Consider the following 15,636-nt stretch of genomic DNA (forward strand, 5'->3'; position numbering starts at 1 on the left):
GGACCGGACGATGACCGACTACGACAAGATCGACTTCTCCCCCATCCTCGCGCTCACCGACGACGAGGTGGTCACCCACTCGCTGGTGCGCGACGTGCGCCTGCCCTCGGGCCGGACGCTCGCGCTGATCACCCTCGACAACGGCCGTGACCACACCCGTCCCAACACGCTGGGCCCGGCCACTCTCGCCGAACTGGGCGAGACGCTCGACGCGCTCGCGGCGCGGGCGGCGGCCGGTGAGATCGCCGCGGTCGCCGTCACCGGCAAGCAGTACATCCTGGCCGCCGGCGCCGACCTGTCCGACATCACCAAGGTCGGCTCCAAGGACCAGGCGCGGCTGGTGGCGCAGCTGGGCCACAAGGTGTTCGGCAAGCTCAGCGAGCTCGGCGTGCCCTCGTTCGCGTTCGTGAACGGTCTGGCCCTGGGCGGCGGTCTCGAGATCGCCCTCAACTCGACCTACCGCACGGTCGATGCTTCTGCCGCCGCGATCGCGCTGCCCGAGGTGTTCCTGGGACTCATCCCCGGCTGGGGCGGCGCCTACCTGCTGCCGAACCTCATCGGCATCGAGAACGCGCTCGAGGTCGTCATCTCCAACCCGCTCAAGCAGAACCGCACCCTGAAGCCGCAGCAGGCGTTCGAGCTCGGCATCATGGATGCCATCTTCCCCGCCGCGAACTACCTCGAGGACTCGCTGCGGTGGGCCGACGGCGTCCTGGCCGGCACGATCAAGGTCGAGCGCAAGAACGAGCCCGGCAAGATCGAGCGCCTCACGAAGTGGCCGATCGCCGTCAAGGTGGCGCGCGGCATGCTGGAGTCGAAGATCGGCACCGTGCCCCGGGCGCCGTACCTGGCGCTCGACCTGCTCGACAAGGCCAAGAGCGGCACGAAGGCCGAGGGTTTCGCCCGCGAGGACGACGCGCTGGCCGAACTCGTCACCGGCGATCAGTTCGCGGCATCCATGTATGCGTTCGACCTCGTGCAGAAGCGCGCGAAGCGCCCCGTCGGCGCGCCCGACAAGGCGCTGGCGAAGAAGGTCACCAAGGTCGGCATCATCGGCGCCGGCCTGATGGCCAGCCAGTTCGCACTGCTGTTCCTGCGGCGCCTGCAGGTGCCGGTGCTCATCACCGACCTCGACCAGGCCCGCGTCGACAAGGGCGTGGCCTACATCCACGACGAGATCGCGGCGCTCGAGGCGAAGGGCCGACTGGATGCCGACACCGCCAACAAGTTGCGTGGCCTGGTGACCGGCACGACCGACAAGTCGCTTTACGCGGACTGCGACTTCGTGATCGAGGCGGTCTTCGAGGAGGTCGGCGTCAAGCAGCAGGTCTTCGCCGAGATCGAGGCGATCGTGGCCGAGGATGCCATCCTCGCGACGAACACGTCGTCGCTGTCGGTCGAGGAGATCGGGTCGCAGCTGGCACACCCCGAGCGGCTGGTCGGCTTCCACTTCTTCAACCCGGTCGCCGTCATGCCGCTCATCGAGATCGTCAAGACGCCGCAGACCTCGGAAGAGGCCCTCTCGACCGCATTCGTCGTCGCGAAGAACCTGCGCAAGAACGGCGTCCTGACCGCCGACGCGCCCGGCTTCGTGGTCAACCGGCTGCTCGCCAAGGTCATGGGCGAGGCGGCGCGTGCCGTCTACGAGGGCACCCCGGTCGCCGACGTCGAGAAGGCCTTCGCGCCGCTGGGGCTGCCCATGGGGCCGTTCCAGCTCATCGACCTGGTCGGCTGGAAGGTGGCCGCGCACGTCCAGGACACGATGGTGCGCGCCTTCCCGGACCGTTTCTACGCGAACGAGAACTTCCACGCGCTCGCGGAACTGGAAGCGGTCGTCGAGAAGGACAAGGGCGGTCGCGTCACCGGCTTCACCAAGGCCGCCGAAAGGGCGCTCAAGGGGCATGTCGGATCCACGCCGGCATCCGCCGACGAGATCCTCCGCCGCGTCCAGGACGGACTCGCCCAGGAGATGAAGATCATGCTCGACGAAGGTGTGGTCCCGGAGGTGCAGGACATCGATCTGTGCCTGATCCTCGGCGCCGGCTGGCCGTTCATCGACGGTGGCGCCTCACCCTACCTCGACCGGGAAGGCGCCTCTGAGCGCGCGTTCGGCGGGACGTTCCACACGCCCCCGATCCGCGGCATCGGCGGCTGACACCGCGACGGACGGAAACGGCCTCGGGCTTCGGCTCGGGGCCGTTTCCCATGCACACGCAGGAATCTGAACGCGTTCAGTTCATGGTACGTTCCGAACATGCTCATCGCCGCGGCCCTGGCCCCCGGGTCGGCGGTGAACCCGCTCTCGGCCGACTCCGCGCCCGCGCGGGACCTCACCGAGGCGCTGTTCTCGCGCGCCGTCTCCGGTGCCCGTCACGGCCTGCCGGGGGACATCGCACAGCGTCTACGTCGACCCGTACGCGAACTGCTCGACATCGTGGCGGAGGTGCGGTCGTGAGCGAGCCCGCCGTGCGCAGCGCTGCCGAGCCGATGGCGTTCACGCGCGGCGAGTTCCTCCGCGGCGCCGTCTCGGCATGGCTGTGGTTCCTGGGCCTGGACATCGCGGCGTGGATGATCATCTACCTGCCCTCCGGCGGGGTCGTCGCGGCGATCTACGTGCTCGGGTGGGCGACGGTCGGGCTCGTCGTGTTCGCCGCGCCTGCCTGGTGGCTGGGGCGCGCGCTGCGCCGCACCGACCGGATCGGCCGACACCTGGCCGCCTTCGCGGTGTTCGGCGCCGGTGTCGGCGTGGTCGTGACCGCGCTCTTCTTCCTCACCCTGGCCGGACGGCTGCCCCTCGACCCGTCCGCCGCGGTCGTGTATGTCGTGAACACCACCGCAGCCGCCGCGGCGGTCACCCTCGGCTGGCGCCGGGGCGCGCGGGACGTGCTGCGGCCGGACGTGCCGCAGGAACGCGGCGACCCCGACGCGCAGGTCGAGGATGCCCTCGTCGAGCGGGCGCAGGCACCGCAGGAGAACGGTACCCCCGAGACGGACCGGTGAGCCGAGGCCCGACGTGTCAGCGTGCGGCCGGCGGCTGCGCGGCGCGCACCCGCAGATCGCGGTACAGCCCGTCCCGCTGTTCGATGACGATGCGGCGCAGGGATGCCGGAGCATCGGCGTGGGCGGCCAGCCAGGCGTCGGCGGGTGCCAGGGTGTCGGATGCCGGGAACAGCCCCCGCACGAGCCGTCGCGCGATCTCGATGCTGCGCGCGGTCCACACCTCGCCGATGCGCGCGAAGTAGTCGTCGTCGACGGCGGCGATCAGGTCGCGCCGGTGCCCGGCGCGGATGCCGGCGATCGTGGCGTCGAGCTCGTCATTGGTGAGTGACCGGTCCTCCCACGCCGCCTGCCACGCCTCCGCGCGCACGGCGGCGTCGGGCCGTGCCGCCAGGGCGGTGCGGTGCGACACGCGCCCCTTGGCCGTCGGATCCGTGGCCAGCTCCGCGTCCAGGTCCGCCGGCGTCGCGTGCCCGGTGGCCGACAGTGCGATGAGCCACGACCACCGCAGCTCGGGATCGAGCGCCAGCCCCTCCGGCGTGGCGGCGGCGCCGCTCAGCATGGCGCGCAGGGCGTCGGCACGCCCGTCGCTGACGGCCGCAGCCGCCCCCACGGCGCGTGCCCACACCAGCTGCGCATCGCTGCCCGGCGCGGCCGCATGCAGGGCGTCCCATGTGGTCGTGAGCCATTCGGCGGCGAGGCCGGCGCGGTCGGCCGCCACCGCGTAGTGAGCGACGGCGAAGCCGGCGTGGGCCAGCGCATCGGCCAGCAGCGCCACGTTGGTCTCCGCCGGCGCGTGGCGGGTCACGATCTCCAGGTAGCGCGTGGTCGGCAGCAGGCCGTCGCGCACCGCGTTCCACAGCGCCGCCCACACCACCGAGCGCACCAGCGGCGCGTCGATCGTGGACAGGCCCCGCGCCGCGGCATCCATCGACCGCTCATCCAGTCGCACCTTCGCGTAGGTGCGGTCGTCGACGTTCGGGACGATGAGGTCTGCGGCAGGGATCACCGGCGCCGTGATCGGAGTGCGCGCGGCGACGGCGTCGAGGTCGATGTCGCCGCGAGGGGTCAGCTGGTCGCCCTCGAAGGCGTAGAACCCGACGCTCAGACGGTGCGGCCGGGGCTCGGTCTGTACGACCTCGAGCGTCTCGGAGCGTTCGACGCGGATCTCCGACACGCCGGTGGTCTGCAGCCAGGCCGCGGCCCACGTGCGAAGATCCCGACCCGATGCCGCCTCGAGCGCTGCGAGCAGGTCCGGCAGGGTCGTGCTGCCGAACGCGTGCTCGGCGAAGTACCGTTGCGCGCCGCGGAAGAACGCCTCCTCGCCCACGAAGGCGACGAGCTGCTTGAGCACCGACGCGCCCTTCGCGTAGGTGATGCCGTCGAAGTTGAGCTTCGCGGCTTCGAGATCGACGATGTCGGCGACGATCGGGTGCGTGGTCGGCAGCTGATCCTGCTCGTACGCCCAGCCCTTCCGGCGGCTGGCGAAGGTCACCCAGGCGTCCGGGAACCCACCCGCCGCGGCCGCCGCATGCGCCCCCATGTAGTCGGCGAACGACTCCTTCAGCCACAGGTCGTCCCACCACCGCATCGTCGTCAGGTCGCCGAACCACATGTGCGCCATCTCGTGCAGAATTGTGTTCGCGCGCGCTTCGTGCTGCGCGGCCGTCGCCGCGCCGCGGAACACGTACGCCTCGGTGAACGTGACCAGCCCCGGGTTCTCCATCGCCCCGAGGTTGTACTCGGGCACGAAGATCTGGTCGTACTTGCCCCACGGGTACGGGTACGCGAAGGCCTCGCTGAAAAAGGTCAGGCCGCGCCGGGTGACGTCCAGGATCTCCTCGTGATCCAGGTGCGGGGCCAGCGACGCGCGGCACAGCACCCCCAGCTCCACCGTCTGGTCACCGTGCTCCCACCGGCCCTCCACGCGGTGGTACGGGCCGGCGGCGACGGCGGTGATGTAGCTCGACAGCGGCAGCGTCTCGGCGAAGGTGTGGCGGATGCCGGCATCCACCTGCGCACGGGCCGTCTCGGCGCCGTTGGCGAGCACGGTCCACCCGGCGGGGGCGGACACCGTGAACCGCCAGCGCGCCTTCAGATCGGGCTGCTCGAAGCATGCGTACACGCGTCGGCAGTCGGCCGGTTCGTACTGCGTGTACAGGTAGACCTCGCCGTCGACCGGGTCGGCGAAGCGGTGCAGTCCCTCGCCCGAACGGCTGTACACACCCCGGGCGCGTACGGTCACCACATTGTGTGCGGCCAGGCCGGTCAGTTCGATGCGCGCACCGTCCCAGCGCACGTCGCGGGCGGCGCCGTTGACGATCACCTCGTCGACGGCCGCGCCGATGAAGTCGACCCAGGTCGCCTCGGTCTCGGCGGTGAACGTCAGCGTCGTGACGGTCGCGAAGGTGGTCTCGTCGAGGTCGCGGGCCGCGCGCAGATCGAGGTCCACCTCGATCGTGTCGACACGGATCGCGGCCGCGCGGGCGGCCGTCTCCTCACGGCTGAGGTTGGCGGAGCGGGACAGATCGGCAGGGGTCACCCGTCCATGCTGTCACGTCATCAGGAGTGGTCGTCGCGGGCCGACTCGGTGGGCGTGGGCAGCCACAGCGCGTCGGTGTCGGCGTGCGGCCGGCGGGCGACCGGGATGCGGGTGCCCAGCACCTGCGAGACCACGTCGTGCGCGATCTTGGGTGCGGTGAGCCCGGCGTCGGCGAGGATCTCCTCGCGCGAGGCGTGCGCGATGAACTCGTCGGGCACGCCCAGTTCGTCCACCGCCGTGTCGACCCCGGCTTCGCGCAGCACCTGGCGCACGCGGGTGCCGATCCCGCCCACGCGGATGCCGTCCTCGATCGTGATGACCAGCCGGTGGCGCGCGGCCAGCTCGACCACCGACGGCTGCACCGGGACGACCCAGCGCGGGTCGACGACGGTGGCGCCGATCCCCTGCGCCTGCAGGCGCCCGGCCACATCCACGGCGAGGTGCGCCATCGGGCCGATGCCCACCAGCAACACGTCCTCACCGCCGTCGCGGAACAGGACGTCGACCCCGTCCGGCAGACGCTCGACCGCGGGCAGATCCGGTGAGACGGTGCCCTTCGGGAACCGGATGACCGTCGGCGCGTCCTCCACGGCGATCGCCTCGTCGAACTCCTCGCGCAGCCGGTCCCGGTCGCGGGGCACGGCGATGCGGATGCCGGGGACGGCCTGCAGCATGGCCAGGTCCCACACGCCGTGGTGGCTGGGACCGTCGGGGCCGGTGACGCCGGCGCGGTCGAGCACGAAAGTGACCCCGGCGCGGTGCAGCGCGACATCCATGAGCACCTGGTCGAACGCACGGTTCATGAACGTAGCGTAGATGGCGACGACGGGGTGCAGCCCGCCGAAGGCGAGGCCGGCCGCCGAGGCGACGGCGTGCTGCTCGGCGATGCCGACGTCGTGCACGCGGTCGGGGAAGCGCTGCGCGAACGGCTGCAGGCCGGTGGGACGCAGCATGGCGGCGGTGATGGCCACGATGTCTTCGCGCCGTTCCCCGGCCTCCAGCAGGCTCTGTGCGAACACATCCGTCCAGCCGGTGGCGCCGGAACCGCCGAGGGGGGCGCCGGTGGCCGGGTCGATCTTGCCGACGGCGTGGAACTGGTCGGCCTCGTCGTTGCGGGCCGGCTCGTAGTGGTGGCCCTTCTCGGTGATCGCGTGCACGATCACCGGCGCACCGTACGACTTCGCCAGCGTCAGCGTCTCCTCGAGCGCTTCCAGGTCGTGGCCGTCGATGGGGCCGAGGTACTTGATGTCGAGGTTGGAGTACAGCGCGACGTTGTTCGTGAAGCGCGACAGGAAGCCGCGCGTGCCGCCCCGGACGCCCCGGTACAGGGCCCGGCCGGGCGCCCCGAAGATGCGGAAGAACGAGTCCGAGCCGCGGCGCAGGTTCTCATAGCCCTCGGTCGTGCGCACGCGGTTGAGATAGCGGGCCATGCCGCCGATCGTGGGAGCGTACGAGCGGCCGTTGTCGTTGACGACGATGATCAGATTGCGGTCGTTGTCGTCGGAGATGTTGTTGAGCGCCTCCCACGTCATGCCGCCGGTGAGGGCGCCGTCGCCGACGACGGCCACGACGTGGCGGTCCTTGCGCCCGGTGCGGGTGAAGGCGCGGGAGATGCCGTCGGCCCAGCTGAGCGAACTCGACGCGTGCGAGGACTCCACGACGTCGTGCGGGCTCTCCGACCGCTGCGGGTAGCCGGCCAGTCCCCCGCGGGAGCGGAGGTTCGAGAAGTCCTGTCGGCCGGTGAGCAGCTTGTGCACGTACGACTGGTGCCCGGTGTCGAACACGATCGGGTCGTTGGGCGAGTCGAACACCCGGTGCAGGGCGATGGTGAGCTCGATCACGCCGAGGTTCGGCCCGAGGTGACCGCCGGTGCGGGCGACGTTCTGGATGAGGAACGCACGGATCTCGTCCGCGAGCTGGGTCAGCTGGTCCGCGGAGAGACCGTCGAGGTCGCGCGGACCGTGGATCTTCTCGAGCAGACTCATGCGCTCGAGTCTACGTGGTGACCCCCGGCCGCGGCTGTGACGACACCGACCGCGGACACGCCGAAGGGCCCGGGGACCTGAAGATCCCGGGCCCTTCGGACGTCGCGTCAGACGAGCGAACGCAGCACGTACTGCAGGATGCCGCCGTTGCGGTAGTAGTCGGCCTCACCGGGGGTGTCGATGCGCACGACCGCGTCGAACGTGACCGTCTCCTTGCCCTCGGGCGAGAACTCGCTGGGGGCCGCGGTGACCTTCACCGTCTTCGGGGTGACGCCCTCGTTCAGCTGCTCCAGGCCCGTGATCGATACGATCTCGGTGCCGTCCAGGCCCAGCGACTTCCAGCTCTCGCCGGCCGGGAACTGCAGCGGCACGACGCCCATGCCGATGAGGTTCGACCGGTGGATGCGCTCGAAGCTCTCGGTGATGACGGCCTTCACACCCAGCAGGCTGGTGCCCTTGGCGGCCCAGTCACGGGAGGATCCCGAGCCGTACTCCTTGCCGCCGAACACCACCAGCGGGGTGCCCTGCGCCGCATAGTTCTGGCACGCGTCGTAGATGTACGACTGCGGGCCGCCGGGCTGCGTGAAGTCGCGGGTGTAGCCGCCCTCGACGACCTGGCCGTCGTTGACGGCGGCCACGATCTCGTTCTTCAGACGGATGTTGGCGAACGTGCCGCGGATCATCACCTCGTGGTTGCCACGGCGCGAGCCGTACGAGTTGAAGTCCTTCTGGGCCACGCCGTGCTCGGTGAGGTACTGGGCCGCAGGCGTGCCGGCCTTGATGTTGCCCGCCGGGCTGATGTGGTCGGTCGTGACCGAGTCACCGAGGGTCGCCATCACGCGGGCGCCGGTGATGTCGGCGACCGGCGTCAGCTCCATCGTCATGCCGTCGAAGTACGGCGCCTTGCGGACGTAGGTCGAGTCGGGCTCCCACTCGAACGTCGGGCCGGTCGGGGTGGGCAGGTTGCGCCAGCGGTCGTCGCCGTCGAAGACGGTCGCGTACTGCTTGATGAACTGCTCACGCGAGATCGACGAGTCGATGACCTCCTGCACCTCTTCGGGAGCGGGCCAGATGTCCTTCAGGAACACGTCGTTGCCCTCGGTGTCGGTGCCGAGCGGGTCGGTCTCGAAGTCGAAGTGCATCGAGCCGGCCAGAGCGTAGGCGACCACCAGCGGCGGGGAGGCCAGGTAGTTCATCTTCACGTCGGGGCTGATCCGGCCCTCGAAGTTGCGGTTGCCCGAGAGCACCGCGGTGACGGCCAGGTCGTGATCGTTGACGGCGGCCGAGACCTCTTCGATGAGCGGGCCCGAGTTACCGATGCAGATCGTGCAGCCGTAGCCCACGGTGTAGAAGCCGAGGCTCTCGAGGTCCTTGTCGAGGCCGGACTTCTCGTAGTAGTCGGTGACGACCTTCGAGCCGGGGCCCAGGGTGGTCTTCACCCACGGCTTCTGCTTCAGGCCCTTCTCGCGCGCCTTGCGCGCCAGCAGGCCCGCCGCGATCATCACCGACGGGTTGGACGTGTTGGTGCACGAGGTGATCGCCGCGAGGGTGACCGCGCCGTTGTCGAGGATGTACGGCGAACCGTTCGGCGGCGTGATCTTGATCGGCTTGGATACCGACGCCGGCGCCCCGGAGTTGATGTGCACCTCGCGGGTCTCCGACTCCTCCTCACCCGGCACGGCGCCGGGGTCGGATGCGGGGAACGAGTGCTTGGACTCGAGGTCGACGATGTCGGTGGACGTCGACGGCGTCGCGTAGTTGAGGATGTCGGACTCGAACTGCTGCTTTGCCTCGGACAGGAGGATGCGGTCCTGCGGACGCTTCGGACCGGCGATCGAGGGGACGACCGTGGACAGGTCGAGCTCCATGTACTCGCTGTAGCTGGGCTCGCGGCTCGGGTCGTGCCAGAGCGACTGCTCCTTGGCGTACGCCTCGACCAGCGACACGACGCTCTCGTCACGCCCGGTCAGGCGCAGGTAGTCGAGGGTGACGTCGTCGATCGGGAACATGGCGGCCGTCGAGCCGAACTCCGGGCTCATGTTGCCGATGGTGGCGCGGTTGGCCAGCGGCACCGAAGCGACACCGGCGCCGTAGAACTCGACGAACTTCCCGACCACGCCGTGCTGGCGCAGCATGTCCGTGATGGTCAGCACGACGTCGGTCGCGGTGACGCCGGCGGGGATGTCGCCGATGAGCTTGAAGCCGACCACGCGCGGGATGAGCATCGACACAGGCTGGCCGAGCATGGCCGCCTCGGCTTCGATGCCGCCGACGCCCCAGCCGAGCACGCCCAGGCCGTTGACCATCGTGGTGTGCGAGTCGGTGCCCACACACGTGTCGGGGTAGGCACGCAGCACGCCGTCGACCGTGCGGTCATAGACGACCTTGGCGAGGTGCTCGATGTTGACCTGGTGCACGATGCCGGTGCCCGGCGGGACGACCTTGAAGTCGTCGAACGCGGTCTGGCCCCAGCGCAGGAACTGGTACCGCTCCCCGTTGCGCTCGTACTCGATCTCGACGTTGCGCTCGAGGGCGTTCTCGGTGCCGAACAGGTCGGCGATCACCGAGTGGTCGATGACCAACTCGGCCGGCGCCAGCGGGTTGATCTTGTTCGGGTCGCCGCCCAGGGCCGTGACGGCCTCGCGCATCGTGGCGAGGTCGACGATGCAGGGCACGCCGGTGAAGTCCTGCATCACGACGCGGGTCGGCGTGAACTGGATCTCGGTGTCGGGCTCGGCGTCCGGGTCCCAGTTGCCCAGCGCCTCGATCTGCGCCTTGGTGACGTTCGCGCCGTCTTCGGTGCGCAGCAGGTTCTCCAGCAGCACCTTCAGGCTGAAGGGCAGCTTCTCGTACCCGGGGACGGTGTCGATCCGGAAGATCTCATAGTCGGTGTCGCCGACTTTCAGGTTGCTCTTGGCTCCGAAGCTGTCAACAGTGGACACGGCTGTTCTCCTTCATCGGCGGACGCGCGGGCACAGGCCCCACGTCTCCATCTTCCCCGTCTGCGCCACACTCTGCCAGTGAGGTCGGCCTAACAGACGGAGTCGGAATTTATCTTGATGTCGAGATAAATCTATCACGCGGCGGGCGGGACGGCGGGCTTGGCGTACACGGCGCGTGCCGCCAGCCACGTCACCGCGACGAGCGGGGCGAACAGCGGCAGACCCATGATGAGCTTCAGGGTTCCCAGCGTGGTCACGTCGCCGGCGAAGTAGAAGGGCAGCTGCACGGCCAGCCGCAGATAGAACAGCCCGGCCCAGGCGATCGCGAGCCAGAAGAACGTCCGTCGCTTGCGCGGGTCGGCGCGCCACCCGGTGCTGTCGTTCATGAGGAACCCGGCGATCAGACCGATGATCGACCAGCCGATGAGCGCCGACACCAGGAAGGCCGTGCCGTACACCGCGTTGGTGATCAGGCCGGGGACGAAGTTGTCTTGCCCGCGCCCGGTCCACAGGGCCAGGGCGGCTGCGGCGCCGGTGGCGATCAGTCCGCCGAGCGCGGCGGTGAGGGTGGAGCGCTGGACCAGCCGCACGATGCTGAACACCGCGGCCAATCCCACCGACAGCCCGAGCGAGAGCCACAGGTCGCCCTGGCCGGTGTCCCGGTCGATCGTGAGGGTGAACACCACGATGAACACGAGGCCCGGGAGCACCGACTCGAGCACGCCGCGCCAGCCGCCCATCGCCCGCCACACGACGTGGCCGGTGGTCGCCTGCGACGCGGGGTCGAGCCCGGCGCGCAGCGCCGCCTGCCCGAACGCCTGGCTCACCAGTTCGGAGGCCGTCGGTTGCTCGGTGCCGTCCTCGGGGGTGCGCCGGTCGTCCCCGTGAGAAGGGCGGGATGCCGGAGTGCGGCCGGATTCGTCGGTCATGCCGCCCCGGGCGAGGCCGGCATCTTCAGCGGGATGAGGTCGCGCGGGGGCATCGGTGTGCCGCCGCGGACGACCACGATCGAGCGGAACAGGTCCTCGACCTGCTCGGCGGCGGCGACGTCGCCGGTGGCAGCCCCGCCGATGACGCCGCGCAGGAACCAGCGCGGTCCGTCGACGCCGACGAAGCGCGCCAGGCGCTTGCCGGTGGCGCCGTCCTGGTTGGCCGCGACCGGCACCTCCGCGAGCAGCTCGGGGCCGAGCGGGCCCTCCCGCTCCTCGACGCGGCCGCCCTGCTGACGCACCTGCTGACGGATCTGCTCGCGGGTCTCGTCCCACAGTCCGGTGGAGCGCGGAGCGGCGAACGGCTGCACCTGCAGCGTCGATCCGGCGTAGTCCAGGCCGACGGCGACGATGCGCTTGGTCTGCTCCTCGACCTCCAGGCGCAGGTTCAGCCCCTCGCGCGGCAGGATCTTGATGCCGCCGAGGTCGATGTAGGGCCGGACCGGGTTGGCCTCGGACTCGTCGAAGGGACCGTTGGACGCGCGATCTGCCGGCGCGCTCTTGCTCGGGACATCACTCACGAGGCACCTCCTGACTGGTAGCCGGTGGAACCGAAGCCGCCTTCGCCGCGGACGGAGTCGGGCAGTTCCGTCACCGGGATGAAGTTCGCCCGCGACACGGGCATCACGATCACCTGGGCGATGCGGTCGCCGGGGGCGATCTCGAACGCGGCCTCGGTGTCGGTGTTCAACAGGGTCACCTTCAGCTCGCCGCGGTACCCCGCGTCGACGGTGCCGGGGCTGTTCACGATCGTGATGCCGTGCTTGGTGGCCAGGCCGCTGCGGGGCACCACGAACGCGACGTATCCGTCGGGCAGCGCGATGCGCACACCCGTTCCGATGAGCGCGCGCTGGCCGGGCTCGAGGCGCACGGCCTCCGTGGAGACCAGATCGGCGCCGGCGTCACCGGGGTGGGCGTACGCCGGCACGTGCTCGGCGATAATGGGAACGTCCACGGTTTGAATCACCCCATGAGGCTAATGCACAACAACGCCGCCGGCACTCGCCCCACGGTATCCGGCTACCGTGAACGTCTCAGCCCGTCGTTGTGGGTGTTCGTCAGCGCGGCGGTGGCCGCGCCGATGATCGCGCTCGTGTTCGCTCCGCTCGATGCGACCCTCGCGCTGGCGGTCGGGCTGGTGGCCGGTGCGCTGATCGTGTCCGCCCTGATCGCGTCCGCGCCCGTCGTGTCGGTGGCGGACGGGGTGCTGCGCGTGGGGCGCGCACACATCCCCGTCACCGAGCTGGGTGACGCCGTCGCCCTGACCGGGGATGCGGCGCGCGCCGCCCGGGGTCCGGAACTGGCGCGGACGGCCTGGCACCGGCTGCGCGGCGGGATCGACGGGGTCGTGCGGGTCACCGTCACCGATCCCGACGACCCGGTCACCGAATGGGTGTTCTCATCACGGACGCCCGATCGCGTGGTGGCGATGATCGCGCGGGCTCAGCACCCGCGCTGATCGCTCAGGAGCACTCGGTGCAGACGTAGCCGCCGGCGACCTCGTGGTCGATCTGGGTGCGGTGCTTCACGAGGAAGCACTCCATGCAGGTGAACTCGTCCTCCTGGGGCGGCAGCACGACGACGTCCAGCTCCAGGTCCGACAGGTCGGCGCCGGGCAGCTCGAAGCCGCTCGGGTTGTCCGCGTCCTCGGCATCCACCGAGCCGGACAGCTTGTCCGGAACCCGCTCCTTGAGGGCCTCGATCGACTCGCTGTCGTCCTCGGTCTTGCGGGGTGCGTCGTAATCCGTGGCCATGCTCGAACGTCTCTACTTCCAGGAGGGGCTGCGTGCGGGGACCCGATGGGGCGGCGATAGTTTGCACGAACGGTCGGGTTTTCGCAAATGCCGTCGTGCGCGTCGGCGCCATCGGAGGGTGCATGCCGTGAAACTCGCGGCGCGCCCACGATATTCCCTCGGCCGTCGGACGCCTGTGACACCATGGGCGCACACGCAGGATCGGGAGGGTGTTTCGCATGGAACAGCTCAAAGTCATCGGCACCGAAGAGGGCGTCCTCGTTCTCGCCACGGAGTCCGGCGACAGGTTCACGCTGCCCGCGGACGATGCGCTGCGCGCGCACCTGCGTCGCCTGCAGCGCGAGGCGGAGCCGCGCGCGGCCCGGCCCAACCCGCGGGAGATCCAGGCCCACATCCGTGCCGGCATGTCGACCGAAGAGGTCGCCGAGCTGCTGGGCCTGCGCGTCGACGACGTCGCCCGGTTCGAAGGCCCCGTGCTTGCCGAGCGGGAACACGTCGTCGGCCAGGCGCTGGCCGTTCCGGTGCTCATGGGCGGCGAACTCGACCCCGATGCGCAGCCGACCTTCGGCACCGCCGTGCGTGCCAAGCTCGCCGAAGCCGGCGCCTCCGGTGAGCGGTGGACCAGCTGGCGCGAGGAGTCGGGCTGGATCGTGAAGCTCGAGTTCACGGCGAACGAGGTCGACCACGACGCCCGCTGGGGCTTCGACCCGCGCCGCTCGACGCTCTCGCCGCAGAACGCCGACGCCGTGCAGCTGTCGCGGCAGGGCTCCCTCCCCGAGGGTCTGATCCCCCGCCTGCGCGCCTTGGACACGTCCGGCATCAAAGACACCTCGCGGTTCGACAGCGCCGCCTTCGGCCCGCGCCGCGCGCCCGAGCCGGAGCCCGAGTCCGTCGAACCCCGGCAGCCGAGTTCGGCCGCCGTGCAGGAGGCGGCCATCAAGCGGGCACCCGACCAGGGCGTGACCTCCGCGGAGACGGCCGACCTGCTCGAGGCGCTGCGCCGCCGTCGCGGGCAGCGCGAGCCGATGCCCGCCGACGAGGCCGGTGCACCCGCCTCCCCCGTCGCACTGTTCGACGCGCTCGAACCCGGATTCGACGAGCTCACACCCGAGCCCGAGACGCGTCCGGCCGAGCCGACGCCGGCCGACGACGGCAACGCCTCGGACGGCGGTCGCCGCAAGGGCCGTACGTCGATGCCGTCCTGGGACGAGATCGTCTTCGGTGCCCGCACCGAAGACGGCGGCGCCTGACAGCCGGTCAGGCCACGGCGTCGAAGGCGCCCAGGCGGATCAGCGGCACGATCCGCTCCTGGTCGGTGAGCGACCCGTGCTGCCCGACCATCTTCTGCGGCTTCTTGTCGGTGAGACGGTCGTCGTAGTACGCGATGCCGGCGCGCGCCGCCACCAGGAGGTCCCCGATCCGCGGCAGCACCTCGGTGGCGACGGCCGGGCCGAACAGGCCTGCGGCGACGGCCTCGTCCCGCGACATGACCCAGGAGCGGGCGCCCTCGGCCTCGCGCCAACGGGCCAGAACGGCGTCGGCGCGTCCGGGCTGTGCGTACAGATGCAGCATCCGCGGTTCGCCGGCGACGAGGTCCACACCGTCCAGCAGTGGGTCGCCGTCGGCCAGGAGGACATGCCGGTGGGGCGGCACGTCCACCATCCCGTGGTCGGCGGTGACGAGCACTCCGACGTCGGTGGGGACGGCGGACGCCAGCCGCCGCATCGCCGTGTCGACATGCTCGAGTGCCGCCGTCCAGGCGGCGCTCTCCCACCCCGACGCGTGGCCGATCGTGTCGAGTTCGGGGATGTACAGGTAGACCAGCGTCCCGGCAGCGGCGGTCGCCGCCTCCACGGCCCGCTCGACGCGGTCGTCGATGCTCTCCCCGGGGAGGAAGCTCGCCCCGCGTTGCAGCGCCCGGGTGAAGCCGGTGTGCACATACCGCGCCTTCGACACGACGACGCACGGCCGGCCCGCGGCCGCCTCACGTTCGAAGAGGGGCTGCGCGCGCTGCCAGGCCAGCGGGTCCAGGCCGTCGGTCTCCCATCCGGTGAGCTGGTTGGGCGCGACATCGGTGCCGGGCACCCGCACGCGATACCCCACGATGCCGTGGGTGCCCGCCGGTGCGCCGGTGAACAGGCTCGTCAGGGCGGTCGCCGTCGTCGCCGGGAACACCGAGCGCGCGGCATCCTTCTTCATCATCCGCGACGTGAGGAACCGGGCGTGACCGGACCGGGCCGTCAGGTTGCCGCGGCCCAGGCCGTCCACGACCACCACGATCGCCGACCGGGCCGGCGCGAACCACTCGCCCCGGGCCTGCAGCGCGGCCAGGACCTGCGGCAGAACCGCGGTGAGGCTCCGGGCTGTCGGCGGGTCCGCGGGTAGGCTGAGAGGCATCGGGGCCAGTCTCGCACACGGCGCGGACGG

General features: G+C 70.6%; 13 protein-coding genes. 5 read left to right on the top strand and 8 right to left on the bottom strand.

Features of this window, described 5'->3' with window-relative positions; translation table 11 throughout:
- The first annotated feature begins 10 nt into the window (after nucleotides 1-10).
- The 3 genes from ACQ143_RS01785 (at nucleotide 11) to ACQ143_RS01795 (ending at nucleotide 3,000) form a co-directional block, all read left to right on the top strand.
- Complete coding sequence (locus tag ACQ143_RS01785) at nucleotides 11-2,155, top strand: 3-hydroxyacyl-CoA dehydrogenase NAD-binding domain-containing protein (protein ID WP_449569006.1); 2,145 nt, start codon at nucleotides 11-13, stop codon at nucleotides 2,153-2,155.
- Nucleotides 2,156-2,254: 99 nt separating this feature from the next.
- Nucleotides 2,255-2,455 carry a hypothetical protein gene (locus ACQ143_RS01790; RefSeq protein ID WP_449569007.1) on the top strand — a complete coding sequence of 67 codons (201 nt, stop codon included), beginning with the start codon at nucleotides 2,255-2,257 and terminating at the stop codon, nucleotides 2,453-2,455.
- Nucleotides 2,452-3,000, top strand: a complete 549-nt coding sequence (locus ACQ143_RS01795) for a hypothetical protein (protein ID WP_449569008.1) — start codon at nucleotides 2,452-2,454, stop codon at nucleotides 2,998-3,000. Before ACQ143_RS01790 ends, ACQ143_RS01795 begins: the two co-directional genes overlap by 4 nt.
- 16 nt (nucleotides 3,001-3,016) lie before the next feature.
- Here ACQ143_RS01795 and pepN read toward each other — a convergent pair whose 3' ends face one another.
- The 6 genes from pepN to dut form a co-directional block, all read right to left on the bottom strand.
- Nucleotides 3,017-5,539, bottom strand: a complete 2,523-nt coding sequence (gene pepN / locus ACQ143_RS01800; protein ID WP_449569009.1) for an aminopeptidase N — start codon at nucleotides 5,537-5,539, stop codon at nucleotides 3,017-3,019.
- Nucleotides 5,540-5,559: 20 nt separating this feature from the next.
- Entirely contained in the window at nucleotides 5,560-7,524 is a 1,965-nt protein-coding gene (gene dxs / locus ACQ143_RS01805; protein ID WP_449569010.1) for a 1-deoxy-D-xylulose-5-phosphate synthase, read from the bottom strand.
- Between the two features lie 107 nt (nucleotides 7,525-7,631).
- The gene (acnA, locus tag ACQ143_RS01810; RefSeq protein ID WP_449569011.1) at nucleotides 7,632-10,466 is read right to left on the bottom strand and encodes an aconitate hydratase AcnA; all 2,835 of its coding nucleotides are present in this window, start codon (nucleotides 10,464-10,466) and stop codon (nucleotides 7,632-7,634) included.
- A gap of 134 nt (nucleotides 10,467-10,600) precedes the next feature.
- Entirely contained in the window at nucleotides 10,601-11,395 is a 795-nt protein-coding gene (locus ACQ143_RS01815; RefSeq protein WP_449569012.1) for a DUF3159 domain-containing protein, read from the bottom strand.
- Nucleotides 11,392-11,976 carry a DUF3710 domain-containing protein gene (locus ACQ143_RS01820; protein WP_449569013.1) on the bottom strand — a complete coding sequence of 195 codons (585 nt, stop codon included), beginning with the start codon at nucleotides 11,974-11,976 and terminating at the stop codon, nucleotides 11,392-11,394. Before ACQ143_RS01820 ends, ACQ143_RS01815 begins: the two co-directional genes overlap by 4 nt.
- Nucleotides 11,973-12,422: a dUTP diphosphatase gene (gene dut, locus ACQ143_RS01825; protein WP_449569014.1), complete on the bottom strand. Its 450-nt coding sequence runs from the start codon at nucleotides 12,420-12,422 to the stop codon at nucleotides 11,973-11,975. Before dut ends, ACQ143_RS01820 begins: the two co-directional genes overlap by 4 nt.
- Before the next feature lie 3 nt (nucleotides 12,423-12,425).
- Here dut and ACQ143_RS01830 point away from each other — a divergent pair, with 3 nt between their 5' ends.
- On the top strand, nucleotides 12,426-12,914 hold the full coding sequence (locus tag ACQ143_RS01830; protein WP_449569015.1) for a DUF3093 domain-containing protein: 489 nt from the start codon (nucleotides 12,426-12,428) through the stop codon (nucleotides 12,912-12,914).
- Between the two features lie 4 nt (nucleotides 12,915-12,918).
- Here ACQ143_RS01830 and ACQ143_RS01835 read toward each other — a convergent pair whose 3' ends face one another.
- Nucleotides 12,919-13,209: a DUF4193 domain-containing protein gene (locus ACQ143_RS01835; RefSeq protein WP_449569016.1), complete on the bottom strand. Its 291-nt coding sequence runs from the start codon at nucleotides 13,207-13,209 to the stop codon at nucleotides 12,919-12,921.
- A gap of 218 nt (nucleotides 13,210-13,427) precedes the next feature.
- Between ACQ143_RS01835 and sepH the strand changes: the two genes are divergently transcribed.
- Nucleotides 13,428-14,459 (top strand): septation protein SepH, encoded by a 1,032-nt coding sequence (gene sepH, locus ACQ143_RS01840; RefSeq protein ID WP_449569017.1) that lies wholly within the window; start codon nucleotides 13,428-13,430, stop codon nucleotides 14,457-14,459.
- A gap of 7 nt (nucleotides 14,460-14,466) precedes the next feature.
- On the opposite strand, the gene ACQ143_RS01845 is transcribed toward sepH, so the two are convergent.
- On the bottom strand, nucleotides 14,467-15,606 hold the full coding sequence (locus ACQ143_RS01845) for an alkaline phosphatase family protein (protein ID WP_449569018.1): 1,140 nt from the start codon (nucleotides 15,604-15,606) through the stop codon (nucleotides 14,467-14,469).
- Nucleotides 15,607-15,636: the final 30 nt, after the last annotated feature.

The sequence above is a fragment of the Microbacterium pollutisoli genome, assembly GCF_053586795.1.